This window comes from Peribacillus sp. NJ11, assembly GCF_030348405.1.
Classification (GTDB): Bacteria; Bacillota; Bacilli; order Bacillales; family DSM-1321; genus Peribacillus.
Genome location: NZ_JAUCFO010000002.1, coordinates 25,150 through 39,643 on the forward strand (window position 1 = coordinate 25,150; position 14,494 = coordinate 39,643).

Here is a 14,494-nt window from a genome sequence, read left to right on the forward strand (position 1 = left end):
TTCTTTTCCTCTTTGTAATTGGTCATTTTCTATCCTATAATCCCAGCTCGATAAAAAAGTGATTTTTTGGGAACTTATTAACGGGGTTCAATATAATAAGTGGGAAAAAGAAGTAACATCGTCAACTCTTGAAGGAGGCTGTTGAAGATAGATACATTTAAAATAAATTGGGTAGGCTCACACTTTGCCGGTCATAGCCTTGCGATTGTAAATCAAAAAATTTGCAAGAATCTTCAGCAAGATCACCATATTGATCTTAGAAAAGAGGTACCGAAGACAGAAACGCCGCTTGATCGTCATCTTAAAGAAGAGGGTGAAAAAAGGTTATTTTCTCCTTATAATAATCCAGACTTAACAATTTCCCATCAGTGGCCGCCCAATTGGTCGATGCCAAAGAGCGGGCGATGGGTCTGTATGCAGCCATGGGAATTTGGTGCCATTCCGAGAGAATGGTATATTCCTATGAAATATTGGGTGGATGAAATCTGGGTTTACAGTTCATACAATAAGGAAAGCTACATTCGCTCAGGAATTCCTGAAAACAAAATTCATGTGATTCCACTCGGTGTAGACGAAAACGTATTTCAACCAAATGTCGAAGCTCTTACTCTGGAACCTTCCTCTTTTCGGTTTCTTTTCGTCGGAGGGACGATTGGACGAAAGGGAATTGACGTACTGCTTCAGGCATATCTTAAAGAGTTTTCGGTGAATGATGATGTTTGTTTATTCATTAAAGACACGGGAACTCAATCTTTTTACAAAGGAATAACGCTAGAGAAGATGATTCTTGAAGCAATGTCTAATCCGAAAAATCCGCGCATCGTATATATGGATAAAAACTTTTCCGAAATAGAGATGGCCGGATTGTATAAAGCCTGTGATTGCTTGGTCCATCCGTACAGAGGAGAGGGATTCGGTTTGCCCATGGCCGAGGCGATGGCCTGCGGCACTCCAGTAATCGTACCGGATAAAGGGTCGTGCCGGGATTTTTGCAGCGAGGATACAGCCTTCTTTCTTCCGTCAAAGGAAGTTATTTTACCGGAGAAAAAGGTAGGAAGTCTCGATACGGTTGATTATCCATGGTGGCTGTCGATCGATCAGCGCGATTTACAGCAGTCAATGCGGTTTGCCTACGAGAATCAGACCTTGGTCAAGGAGAAAGGGCTGAAAGCAAGTGAGCAGATTTTATCCACCTTTACCTGGGAAAATAGCGCCAGGCAAGTTTCTGACAGGATCAAACAGTTAGTTCAGAGGGAGTCAGGTCCGAAACGAGCCGATGAGGATATTATTCAAACGGAACTCGGCCTTGCGAATGAGTTGTATGCGAAAGACCTTGTTGAAGGTTCGTTAGGGACATATTTGAACATATTGTCCACCTATCCTTCATCACTTATGGCTCGATACAATACAGCAATCATTTACATTGGGCAGGAAAATTTCCTCACGGCGACCAGGCATCTCACCTTCATCGCGAGTAATATGGAGCAGCAAAGTAAGGACTTTCAGGAGAATATCTGGCAGATAATCAGGTATTGCTATTCCAAAATGTAACACTCCTTTTAGAAGATAGAACTTATAGAAGTTAAATAGGGATTCGAGCGAAGCTTCTGGCAAAGATTGCTTCGTCTTTTTTTGTCATCAGAGACAGTTGCTCCGACGAATAAAAAAAGGTACTCGCAAAAAATATCAACTTTTATAAGGACAAGCACTCAGTCATTTAAATGAACAAAGAATAAGATATAGAGAATTATAGGTAATTAAAGGTAATTAAAGTCTTCATCAACAAGGTACGACACGAAGATCTTACTAATAACACCTAAGTTCAAAATAATAAAGATAGAGAGGGGATTTTAATATGTCTTTTCCTAATATTCCCAATATCACACCCTTAATTTCCGTTACAATAGGACAAACCATTCCTTTACTGCTAAGCTCGATTGCATTAGAGGAACTGGCACTTGCTCACATCCTCAATGCCGAAGCTGAGAAGAGTCAATTTGTATTAGGTACATTAGACACAGCTGTCACGCTTTCACCTGGAACTGTTTCATTGGCTGATCTTCTTGCAGTCAATGCTAGTGTCCAAAGAACGCTTCGTGACGTAATCAAGAAGGAAATGCTGTTGGAGTTCAAATTTGAAAATGTGTTGGATCTTATCCCATTGCAGAGCCAGTAGTGCCACCAGTACTAATATCAACACAAACGGTTACTGGACCGGCTAGTACAACAATCACGGTACCGGCTGGAGCAATATCTGCGAGGATCACCGCGGTAGGTGCGGCAGGTGGAGCTGGTAATCCTGGAAATATTCAAGGTGGTCGTGGGGCTTCTATACAAGGTGACTTTGCTGTCACACCTGGGGAAGCACTGACGTTATTAGCTGGAGGCGTTGGTGGAAGTAACCCACTCATATTTGCTGGTGGTGGCGGCGGAGGTTCTTTTGCATGGAGAGGGGCCGGATTTGCTGCTCTCACTGATCCATCTCTGCTAGTTGCTGCAGGTGGTGGCGGTGGTGCTGCTGGTATTTCAGGTCTTTCTCTAGGATTTGTTGGAGTTGATGCTAATGCTACTTCACAAAGCGGAACTACTGGTAATCCAGCCGGCGGTGCAGGTATCTTCACAGATGGTGGAGCTGGAAATGATGTCCTGCTTAATTTAGGTGGTGACGGCGGCCAGGCTATTAACGCTGGCCGTGCTGGCGGTCCTGGTGGCACCTTTGGTGATACCGGCGGTTTTGGCGGCGGCTCACGAAATAACGGAACGAACCAAGTCAACATTGCCGGTGTCGGCACAGGCAACGGAACGGTAACCATTAGCTTTTTCGGAATCTAAAATAGTCACCCTGTTTAATCGTTAACGGAGTAATCCAGGATTATCAACAGTTAACCCAAACTTTTCGTAAGAGGTCACTTATCAAAGCAAGCATGAAGGTTTTGCCCCCCTTAAAGTGAATACTTATAGGGGGGTTCTACTTTGTTTTTATTAATTAGAGAAGCCTTCCAACGGTCAAAAGGGTACAACTTTTTCTAGGTAATTCTTCAAAAGATAGTTACACAACAAGGAAAGTAGACATCTGGGATTCGTTTTCTTCATGGGTGCGACATAATATAAATCCTTTAAATAACAAGGACGCTTTATCAGCGAATAAGCATGTACTAGGATAAACACTCAGTCGTGTGAATGGCTGTGGAGTAAAATATAGAGAATAGAAGGAAGTTCATCGTAACAAAATAAACTGATATAAACACTTATGTACAAACAAAATAAAACTGGAAAAAAGGAGAGATTTGCATTGTCATATCCATTTATACCTAATTTCGCACCGACTATTTCCATTATAAACCATACCGTTGCTTCTAAGTTCCATTGCTGTTGAGGAACTAGCACTTGCTCACATCCTCAATGCCGAAGCTGAGAAGAGACAATTCGTTTAGACACAGATATCACGCTTTCACTTGCATCGATTTCATTGTCTGATTTGATTGTAATCGACAACTCTAAAGGACACGATCAAGAAGGAAATGCTGCTCGAGTTCAAATTTGAGAATGTGTTGGACCTCATTCCATTAACAGAGCCACTCCTCTTATCAACATAGACATTTACGGGTTGTTGGAACAATGGAACATTGAACTCATATTAATACTAAAGGAAAGTGTTAACAGGGAGGTACTGGTCAAATTAAATGAAAATAGGTATAAACTTGCTAAGTTTGGTTCCCGGAAAGATTGGCGGTATGGAACAATACGTTAGAAATCTAATCTCTTACTCTTTACATGCAAGTGATAATGACGAACTTTTTCTTTTTTTAAACTCACAAAATATCGATACATTCACCGAAAATCATAGAAAATTGCATAAGATTCCTATCCATGAAATGATCGATCGAAATAGGCAATTAAGCCTTTGGATTCATAGTTTGAAACTGGATGTTTGGTTTTGTCCCTTGTTAATTTCGGAACCTGCCCTTATTAACGTTCCATGTGTCGTAACTATTTCAGACATTCAACATGAATTCTTTCCTGAATTTTTTGATTCTAACATCTTAGCATGGAGAGATAAATTTTATGAACACTCTATAAACACTTGTAAAGCTGTCCTGACAATATCGGAGTATTCAAAAAAACCATTATTGATAAATATAAAATTCCGGAAGATAAAGTGTATGCCATCCATTTAGACTCGTCACAAGAATTTTATGAATATCACAATGAGGACATGAATCAGAGGGTGATTGATAAATATCAATTACCGAATGAATTCGGATTTTTTCCAGCTAATACTTGGCATAACAAAAATCATTTTAAAAGCAATGGTTATCCTAAAGAAAAAGTTCATTGTGAAAATCAATATGGTTTTTACTGGTTCCGCACATGAATCTATAAAATCGTTCATAAATTAGAACGATTTATCGGAGCAAATTAAAATTCCTAGGTTATGTCCCTCAAGAAGAAATGCCCTATATATTATAGAAACGCAAGCTTCTTGACATTCCCTTCTCTTTTTGAAGGTTTTGGAATTCCGTTAGTCGAAGCTATGAGAACCAAAATGCCAATCGTTTGTTCAAATGTTGGAAGCATACTAGAAGTGGTAGGGGATTGTGCTTTGTTATTTGATCCACTTAACCCTGAAGATATCGCTTTAAAAATAACAGAAGTACTTAAAGAACCAACTAGAATAGAGCTAATAAATAAAGGAATAAATCATGCTCAAAAGTTTACATGGGACAGATGCTCCAAAACCACATTAGAGGTGTTGAAAAGAGTTGCGGGAGAGGGATCTTAACATCAGATGCAGGGCATGCCTCTCTAGCATTGCTGGATTAGAGCACATCGTTATTAAACTGAGACCAGCTCAAAACTGACCGAATTTAATCATCATGCAAAATTTTTTTCCTTATTAAATAAAATCATATTGGACATGCTTCTGAAATAAATTATATATAAAGGGTCTCTGGGATGAAGGGTCGACTTAAGGGTAATCCATTCATCGATTGACCCCACTGATCGGATCAACAAAAGAAGTCCTGATGAGCGTCATATAAATTGTTCGCCGGATGGATATTTTCGTTTTTTTAATTATTGTGTTAAACGGAAAATGCTCTCTTTGCTTATCTCCACCGCAAATTGAGGCGATCAATAAGGAGGAATTATCAATAATGAGTCAACCTCAATATTTCATTTATCTTGATTACCCAGTACGCCCAAAACCCCGATTTGGGTGGAACAAACCTCCGCATTCCAAATTATATGAGATTATTAATCGAAATCGGTTGGTATATGAGGGATATCTTGAAAAATTCTTACAGTATAAAAACGATTTTGTTCGTATCGGCAAGGATGAAGATAAAGCGTTTCCTGAGCGACCCTTTTGGATAAACGGATGGCTGCCTGGCTTGGATTCAGTGGCTATCTATGGGTTCTTATGCGAGAATAACCCTGTCCGATATTACGAAATCGGTTCCGGGAATTCCACAAAGTTTGCCAAACAAGCGATTAAGGATCATAACCTGCAAACGAAGATTCTCTCTATTGATCCCAATCCGAGAGCCGAAATTGATTGTATTTGTGATCTAGTTGTGAGGCAACCTCTTGAAGATGTCGATCTGCATTTGTTTGATGATTTGGAAGCGGGAGATGTCCTTTTTATCGATAATAGCCATCGCTCTTTTATGAATTCAGATGTAACGGTTGTGTTCCTGGAAATCTTGCCTAGATTAAAACCTGGCGTTTTTGTCGAGTTTCATGATATCTATCTTCCTTATGATTACCCACAAGAATGGGCCACTCGGTATTACAATGAACAATATTTGCTTGCCTCTGCTTTATTATCGGAAGGGACTAAATACGAGATCGTATTCCCAAGTATGTTCATTGCGCAAGATTCGGAATTAAGTAAGATTATGAATCCTCTATGGGAAGATCCAAAAATGCAGGGCGTCGAAAAGCATGGGGGTTCTTTCTGGATAAGAACAAAATAATGGAAACTATTAAATAGTTGTGTATATGGGGGAATGGTAAGGGAGCAACAAGAGTTGCTAAAGTAGACTAATTCGTTAGCTTGTGAAACGATCTGCTACTATCCAAAGTTTGTAATCAGTCAAAAAAGGAATGTGCAATTTAAAGTCCCTATTTTTTACATAAAATTTTTCTTTTAAGGGTGTAGAGTATTCATTTTCTCTCACCCTTTTTTGTTTGTTTTCTGCAAGTTTTATTAACTGCTAAAAAACACATTTACTTAGATATTACTTATTGCGCTGCTTGCCATGCCACAGTTGATCTAAGAATGAGGATAGATGAAAAATAAGGTTGTTCTAGTTCAAGACAATCTTTAGTTAGATCAAGAGCAAAAGCTGCCGAGGCAGCTTTTATTATTGCACACCTAACTGGCAGGTGTTTTATTTCCTATTTTATTCCTCTATAGATTTTTAATCCCCCTTGTTAAATTAAACTCCCCGTTAGCGAATAAAAATGAAATGTCCAGGTTAGAGTTGGAACTAAATCTAGAGGAATCAGGAGACATTTTATTTGATTACTGGTTGTGTAATAGTGATCGAAACCGCAATATTCTCTTGGAATAATCTAAATTCCTACCAATTGTAGGACATTGACCATACAGAAGTGTTCTGATCTTACAATTGGCTTCAACCCGATTTGGAAATGCTGCCAGTTGGGATTCTGAAAAGTGCAATGCACCAATTAATGGCACTCTTTATCGAAGACGAGAAATATTTTACCGAGCAACTGGAAGAGATGAATCCTATTCTTTTAATCAAAGAAATTGTTGCCCTAACCCCTTACGATTGGAGTGTAACAAAGAAGGAAAATAGGAAGTCGTTACTACTACCCAAACCGCCGCAAAAATATTCATTCAAAGCTCATGCAGATGTTTATCCAAAACATATATCGACTTCTACATGAAAACCTAACTCCATTAATTAAAGTGTTATGGATCTTTTTATTTGGCACGAAACCAACAGAGGATCGAGGCTCGGCCAGCTTGGGATTCTTTTATGTTTAGGCGACTAGACCCTGTTAAATAAAAATGAGATTAATAGGGCTACTAACTAGACCGGAAGTTGTCCTTTTGCATATAAAGGATTAATGAATGACAAAAGGGAGGCAGCTTATGAAAATCCGAAAGGCCATTATTCCGGCCGCAGGCCTCGGGACTCGATTTTTGCCTGCAACAAAAGCTCAGGCCAAGGAAATGCTGCCGATTGTTGATAAACCAACGATTCAATATATTGTAGAAGAAGCAGTAGCTTCGGGTATCGAGGAAATTATTATCATAATCGGTAGAGGAAAAAGATCAATAGAGGATCATTTTGATAAATCCTATGAGTTGGAAGATGCACTTTTACGAAAAAATCAGCTCGATATTTTAGAGGAAGTTCAGAAAATATCTAGTTTGGCAAATATCTATTATGTCCGTCAAAAGGAACCGAAGGGGCTAGGACATGCAATTCTCTGCGCGAAAAGCTTCATTGGAAATGAACCTTTTGCTGTTTTGTTAGGAGATGACATCGTTATGTCTGAAACACCTTGTCTGAAACAAATCATCAATGTTTTTGAGTATTGCAACAGTTCCGTCGTAGCTGTTCAGAACGTACCAGAAAAGGATGTCAGTAAATATGGCATTATTAAGCCAAAAGGGACAATGATAGAGCCTAACCTTTTCCATATCGATTCTTTGGTGGAAAAACCGAAAAGGGAAGAGGCTCCTTCAAGATATGCGATCATGGGGCGTTATGTTTTAAGACCTGAGATTTTTGAAACTCTATCAAAGCTTCCAGTTGGACATGGTAATGAATTACAACTTACTGATGCTATAAATGAGCTAAATAAGCAGCAGGCCGTATTGGCATATAACTTTGAAGGAAACCGATATGATATTGGTGATAAAGTTGGATTTATTAAGGCAACAATAGACTTTGCTTTGCGCAGGGATGATATAAAAGACGAGGTACTTTCCTATTTAAAGGATGTAAATCAAAAAGAAAACCAGATTAAAACGAGAGAGATTGAATAATATGAAAATAGCCGTTTTGGGTACAGGTTATGTCGGACTGTCCACTGGTGTTTGTTTGTCAGAAATAGGGCATAGTGTCATTTGTATCGATACAGATGAACAGAAAATTAAAAGTCTACGTCAAGGGATTTCTCCAATATATGAACCGGGTCTGGAGAATTTGCTTGCTCAAAATGCTGCAGCGGGTAGACTGCTATTTACCACATCTCATCGAGAAGCGCTAAATGGTGCCGAGATTATCATCATTGCTGTAGGAACACCGCAAATGGAGGATGGGGGAGCAGATTTATCGTATATTGTGCAAGCCGCGAAGGATATTGCTGCGAACCTTGTTCAGAGTGCAGTAGTCGTTTTAAAGAGTACAGTGCCAGTTGGTACGAATGATTTTATTAAAAAAATCATGGATGAACTTTGTAACGAAAAGGTCACCATTAATATGGTTTCAAATCCTGAATTTTTAAGACAAGGGTCAGCCATTATGGATACGATGCAAGCAGATCGAATCATCATCGGTTCTGGAAATAAAGAGGCGGCTAAGATAGTACAAGATATGTATCGTCCGTTAAGTGTACCATTTATACTAACAAGTATTAGAAGTGCGGAAATGATTAAGTATGCTTCTAATGCTTTTTTGGCGACTAAGATTAGCTTTATAAATGAAGTTGCCAATTTATGCGAGGTAGTAGGTGCAGATGTTAAAGATGTAGCAAAGGGAATGGGAAAAGATAAAAGGATTGGAGAAGCGTTTTTACAGCCCGGTATTGGTTATGGAGGATCTTGTTTTCCAAAGGATGTTAAAGCTTTGCTTCATACTGCAAACTTAAATGGAGTACATTTTTCCTTGTTAAAAGAAACAGTAGCGATTAATGATTTTCAGCAGGAACTCCTTGTAACGAAAGTGATAAATCGCTTGGGGGATTTAAAAGGGAAAAAGGTTGCAATGCTTGGTCTTGCTTTCAAGCCAGAGACAGATGATATGAGGGAAGCACCATCAATCAAAATTGCGCATTCATTAACCAAACTGGGAGCAGAAGTGGTAGCTTATGATCCGGTTGCAATAGATAATGCCAAGAACATATTAAGGGATACAATTAGTTTTGCCAGTTCAGTCCACGAAGCTACAGTGAATGCGGATGCTGTATTTATTGTCACGGAATGGAAGGAGTTTAGACATTTAGATCTTGAGACATTGATGAACACGATGAAACAACCGATTGTTTTTGATGGAAGAAATTGTCTTGAGGAAGATCGAATCAGAGTTTGCAAGAAAATTGAATATTATCCAATAGGAAGACCAGCAATTGTTATTGGAATGACATAAATGGTTAGCATTTACTAACATCTGCATTAATTTGAACATGATTCTTTAAAGCCATATTATAAAAGCTCACGCATAAAAAGGGTGAGTGGTTATATAGGCGGGCAAACCTGCAATGCAGCACCTTTGATAATTCTTGGGTGCTTTTTTATATCTCTTAAATAGCCAATAATATTGTGTCATATCACTTACTTCAATCCTCTTTGTATTATGTAAACACATACTCACGACCAATTAGCTTTACTGTATGTTATGAGCCCCAGCTATAGCTTATGAACGTCCACAACTTCCATTCACTTTTAAACGATTCCAATTAAATTCGATTCCATTTAGTCCATGCGTACCTATAGAGTCATACATAATATACTTGAAAAGGACCAGAAAATTTGCTTACTATGCTTGAAAGGAGAGCGTTTACTTGCACACAGTTATGCATTTGAATTTAAGGGTTGACCCGACCCAATATATCTCACAGATTCGAGAAGTTCCTGATTATGATTATATTCATTTGGTACGACAACCTAAGTATATGATAGATCTTTCCCTTTTGAATGAGAAGGTTCATTATCTCAATGAAATTTTCTCACCCAAAGAATATGTGGAAAGAAATAATATCTCCCTCTTACATGCTCATCATGGTCAATTAGGGATGTTATTACTTCCGTTTAAAGAGGAAACGAACCTTCCGTTGGTAACAAGTATTCGAGGCAGGGATGCAACCCTGGCTAATCAGCCCATTGGCTATCTAGACAACATGAAAATGCTATTTGATCGAGGGGAGCGTTTTTTTCCAGTTTGTCAGTATTTAGCTGATAAGTTAATTGCTTGGGGTTGTCCTCCAGAAAAAATTAGAGTGTTATATGGGGGGGTTGACCTTAACCAATTCAAATACCGAACTCCAGATAAAGGTGGCTCTCAAAACATTTTATCCATGGGTAGGTTGGTGGAAAAAAAAGGACATCACATCTTAATGCAAGCTTTTCAAAAGATTAGAGGTAAATTTCCAAATGCAACCCTGACGATTATCGGAAGAGGGGAGCTTGAAGAACATCTCAATTCTTTGGCAAATCAACTTAATTTAGGAGATTCCTTTCGTTTATTAAATCATCTCCCTAAAGATCAAGTAGGAGATCAAATGACCAATGCAGATATATTCTGCGCCGCAAGCTTAGAAGCTGCCGATGGAGATGTAGAAGGAATACCTAATACATTAAAAGAAGCTATGGCGGTTGGCGTACCAGTGATTTCAACCAATCATGCCGGAATCCCTGAATTAATAACAAATCACAAAGAGGGAGTTTTAGTACAAGAAAACAATGTAGATGAACTGGCAGAGGCGCTGGAATTTATGTTAACAAATAGAGAGTTGTGGGAAACATTTACAGTAGCAGCTCGTAAAAAAATCGAACAAAACTTTGACCTCGTCCAACAGCTTCAACAACAAGCTGAATTTTATGATGAACTTGTAGCCCCTTATAAAAAAGGTAAACAAAATTCAGAAACACCTCGCAAAAATGATAAAAATGATAAAAAAACCCATAAGAAGACTAAACAACGAGTTATATATGATCGCGAATCAATAAAACCTAGAAAAAAAGCCGAAAAAGCCCTTGTTTATATTCAACAGCTTCAACAGCAGACAAAAGATAAAGTCAAAGATGAACTTGTAGCATCCAATAAAAAAGACAAAAAAGATAAAATTCATCAGAAGGCTGAAGTTGTTGATGAAACAATAGCATCTCGTAAAAAGGAAAAAAAGGTTCAAAAAGCCGAAAAAATCAAAAAAGCGCTTAATAAAATTCAACAGCTTCAACAGAAGTCTATAGATGAGCAGTTAGGAGGAGATCATGGAGGATTTTAAAACCATTACTGTAACCAAAGGTGAAAAATCTTTGGAAATTGACAATCCCACTACCTATGCGCTGATTGGAATGGGTGCTCAAGGTGCAGTATTTAAACTATCAGAAGATAAATGTGTGAAAATCTATTCAGACCCGGTACAAGCGAAAATGGAGGAAGAAGCACTTAAAGCGGGACAACATTTACCCTTTATGCCTGTGGTATATGATACAGGATCAAACTATATAGTCATGGAATATTTTAATGCTCCAACTTTAAAAGAATACCTGAGAAATTGTACGTATATCCCTGATTCTATAGTAAAGAAACTTCTCTATATATTAAAGGAATTAAAACAAGCAAAATTCACCATGATAGATGCCCCTCTACGCCATATTTTCGTCGTTGGTAATGAGGAACTTAAGGTGATTGACCATGTAAATTCCTTCAAAAGAATGCACCCTGTACCATTAAAATTATTAAGAGATTTAAAAATAATCCTATTAAAGGACTCGTTCTTAGCCCAAGTGAAAAAGCTCGAACCGGACACCTTCAATGAGTGGGACAATTATTTCAATCAAAATAGTTTGGACTTTAGAAACATTACCGTCCTCTCTGGAGGTTCAGGTAATGGAGTAAAAGTGGATAGCGCTATTACACAAACACTAATTGGAAAAGGGCATCAAGGTGCTGTTTATCGAGTCTCTGAAGACAAATGCGTAAAACTTTACGGGAAAACTGAACATGCAAATCAGGAACAAAAGGTTCTTTTATCAAGTCAAGACTTGACTTTTATCCCGAAAGTCTTTGAAACAGGACCCAATTATATTTTAATGGAATATCTATTAGGACCAGATTTAAATACGTTTCTTAAAAAACAATCTGAACTTTCTGAGGACATAACCAGACGATTACTCTATATATTGAAAACAATGGAAAAATCGGGTTTCAAACAAATTGATGCCCCACTACGGCATATTATCATAACCAGGAATGGTTTTAAATTAGTCGATCATGTGTACTCGTTTTCACGTGAACAACAAAGACCTCTCGAGTTATTTAAAGACCTGAGAGAAAGAAATTTTTTAGATTCTTTTCTAGAACAAGTGAGTGAGATAGATCCTGATACGCATGCTGAATGGACAAAAACACCAATTCCATTAGATGAAAATGATAATACGCTTGTAGAGTCATAGTTATGTAACTTGAACCTTACGAAAAAATGTAAAAGCGAGTATTATGCCATTTTGTTGAAGTTTTAGTTTCCACAAAAAGGAGCATATTTAAACCTATGGTGACTTCGCATTCAACGGTTTTCAAGATCGCTTTAGCTTAAACTTCATTCGTAACTATACCTCGAGGACACCATTTAATCTTTCTTATTCACGGCATTATTGTTTGTGCTGGCCGCGTAATTATTAGCTTTACCTTGGTTCAACGCATCAAATGAATCTCCATCGTGTCAAAAATTGAATGAAAAGGCAACGCTTGAACTTTTTATAAAGAGAAAATTAATAACCCTGGTGAAAAGCAAGGTGAAACTTGTTCCGCTACGTTCATCATTTCCTCATTCAGTCGGGAAAAGTATATGGTCCTCATTGTATTGTCACTGCTCATGTAGTGACAGAGGACTATTGATTTACTCGAATTTTCCTCCCTTATTTAAAAGAGCATTGGCAAAACTGTAGTTACCTTTCAAAAGCAGAAAAGACTGTCCATCTTCTGAAAATGTATTTTTTTTTGTGCTAGTTGACAGCGGCGGGTATACGAGTGAAAAAATCATGAGGCTTAAATCAAAAAAGGATATCATGTCATTGGTGGATTACGAATGAATCGTAAGTCTCTCCCCAATGAAGATTTCTGAGTTCGCCTCGTCTTATATCCGTCATAATGAACTTTACTCTGTTGCTGTAAAGGATCGAAAGTATCAATGTATGATTACGAATGCTTACTCAGTGTTCCAGAAAAATCTCAAAATCCTATAGTTATAGAAAGGATTGGAATTAATACTATGAACATTTTAGTGACGGGAGCTGCAGGTTTCATTGGTTTCCACCTAACAAAACGTTTGTTGGCTCAAGATTATCATGTAATAGGTGTAGATAATATTAATGATTATTATGATGTTCTTTTGAAGAGAGATCGTCTCAAGGTATTAGAAGAAAACCCTAATTTCGAATTCCATAAAATGGATTTGTCAAATAAAGAAAAATTAAATCGAATATTTAAAGACAGGACGATTCATATAGTCATCAACTTAGCAGCTCAGGCTGGAGTCCGTTATAGCATAGACAACCCGGATTCTTATGTTAATTCAAACCTAGTAGGGTTTGTGAATATCTTAGAGGCCTGTCGACAATATAATGTAGAGCACTTGATTTATGCATCCTCTAGTTCTGTTTATGGAGCAAATACTAATATCCCTTACTCAACTAAAGACTCAGTGGATCATCCAGTAAGTTTATATGCTGCCACAAAAAAGTCTAATGAATTAATGGCTCATACTTATAGTCATTTATTTAATATTCCAACCACAGGACTCCGATTCTTTACGGTGTATGGTCCTTGGGGGAGACCTGATATGGCTTATTACTCTTTTACTCGAAATATTATTGAAGAGAATACAATAAAGGTTTTTAATAATGGCGATATGAGAAGAGATTTTACTTATATTGATGATATTGTTGAGGGAATAATCCGATTACTCGATAATCCACCGATATATAACGAAAAATGGGATAGAGCTAATCCTGATCCAAGTTCAAGCTATGCCCCATACAAAATTTATAACATTGGTAATAATAATCCTATAAAATTAATGGATTTTATTAATACATTAGAGAAACTAATTGGCAAAAAGGCAAAAATAGAATTCTTACCAATGCAACCAGGAGATGTTAAGGAGACTTATGCAGATATTTCCGATTTGCAGGCTGATGTGGGGTTCTATCCTTCAACAACAATAGAAAAAGGTTTAACTCAGTTTGTAAATTGGTACAATAAGTACTATATAAAAAGGAAGTAGTGAAGATTACTAAGTTGGATACAAGTGAATAAAAAATATTGATGTACTCTCTACTTCATTCAGTAAGGATAAACCCGCACTAAATTATAAAGTTCTCACCTCAACTTTGTTTATGATAACAAAAGTTGAGGTGAACTATGGCTCAAGATGATGTTCTTTGTGAAGGAAGAAAGACATTTAAACCAGAAGTTTAATTTTAAAACAATATTTTGGTTCGTTTCATTTCTTTCTCCAGATGGAAAGGTCCTTAGTCAATAACTTCCCTTGTTAAAGTTAGTTATAA

At 37.6% G+C, this 14,494-nt stretch carries 12 protein-coding genes; all 12 read left to right on the plus strand.

Annotation, left to right across the window (positions count from 1 at the left end; all coding sequences use genetic code 11):
• The first annotated feature begins 141 nt into the window (after nt 1–141).
• The 12 genes from QUF86_RS26895 (at nt 142) to QUF86_RS26950 (ending at nt 14,211) form a co-directional block, all read left to right on the plus strand.
• Nucleotides 142–1,551, plus strand: a complete 1,410-nt coding sequence (locus QUF86_RS26895) for a glycosyltransferase (protein ID WP_289336318.1) — start codon at nt 142–144, stop codon at nt 1,549–1,551.
• A gap of 304 nt (nt 1,552–1,855) precedes the next feature.
• The gene (locus QUF86_RS26900; protein WP_289336319.1) at nt 1,856–2,176 is read left to right on the plus strand and encodes an alpha-helical endospore appendage domain-containing protein; all 321 of its coding nucleotides are present in this window, start codon (nt 1,856–1,858) and stop codon (nt 2,174–2,176) included.
• A complete protein-coding gene (locus QUF86_RS26905; protein WP_289336320.1) occupies nt 2,176–2,832 on the plus strand; it encodes a hypothetical protein in 657 nt (218 codons plus the stop codon). The genes QUF86_RS26900 and QUF86_RS26905 overlap by 1 nt, the downstream gene beginning before the upstream one ends.
• A gap of 518 nt (nt 2,833–3,350) precedes the next feature.
• A complete protein-coding gene (locus QUF86_RS29015) occupies nt 3,351–3,434 on the plus strand; it encodes an alpha-helical endospore appendage domain-containing protein (RefSeq protein WP_483313968.1) in 84 nt (27 codons plus the stop codon).
• Nucleotides 3,435–4,435: 1,001 nt separating this feature from the next.
• Entirely contained in the window at nt 4,436–4,783 is a 348-nt protein-coding gene (locus QUF86_RS26915) for a glycosyltransferase (RefSeq protein ID WP_289336321.1), read from the plus strand.
• A gap of 373 nt (nt 4,784–5,156) precedes the next feature.
• The gene (locus tag QUF86_RS26920; protein WP_289336322.1) at nt 5,157–5,978 is read left to right on the plus strand and encodes a class I SAM-dependent methyltransferase; all 822 of its coding nucleotides are present in this window, start codon (nt 5,157–5,159) and stop codon (nt 5,976–5,978) included.
• Nucleotides 5,979–6,651: 673 nt separating this feature from the next.
• On the plus strand, nt 6,652–6,918 hold the full coding sequence (locus QUF86_RS26925) for a hypothetical protein (protein WP_289336323.1): 267 nt from the start codon (nt 6,652–6,654) through the stop codon (nt 6,916–6,918).
• A 208-nt stretch (nt 6,919–7,126) separates the two neighbouring features.
• Nucleotides 7,127–8,029 carry a UTP--glucose-1-phosphate uridylyltransferase GalU gene (galU, locus tag QUF86_RS26930; RefSeq protein WP_289318862.1) on the plus strand — a complete coding sequence of 301 codons (903 nt, stop codon included), beginning with the start codon at nt 7,127–7,129 and terminating at the stop codon, nt 8,027–8,029.
• Between the two features lies 1 nt (nt 8,030).
• Entirely contained in the window at nt 8,031–9,350 is a 1,320-nt protein-coding gene (locus QUF86_RS26935) for a UDP-glucose dehydrogenase family protein (RefSeq protein WP_289336324.1), read from the plus strand.
• Between the two features lie 415 nt (nt 9,351–9,765).
• Nucleotides 9,766–11,208, plus strand: coding sequence for a glycosyltransferase (locus QUF86_RS26940; protein WP_289318864.1), 1,443 nt, complete (start codon nt 9,766–9,768; stop codon nt 11,206–11,208).
• On the plus strand, nt 11,195–12,382 hold the full coding sequence (locus tag QUF86_RS26945; protein WP_289336325.1) for a hypothetical protein: 1,188 nt from the start codon (nt 11,195–11,197) through the stop codon (nt 12,380–12,382). Before QUF86_RS26940 ends, QUF86_RS26945 begins: the two co-directional genes overlap by 14 nt.
• Before the next feature lie 815 nt (nt 12,383–13,197).
• Nucleotides 13,198–14,211, plus strand: coding sequence for an NAD-dependent epimerase (locus tag QUF86_RS26950; protein ID WP_289319010.1), 1,014 nt, complete (start codon nt 13,198–13,200; stop codon nt 14,209–14,211).
• Nucleotides 14,212–14,494: the final 283 nt, after the last annotated feature.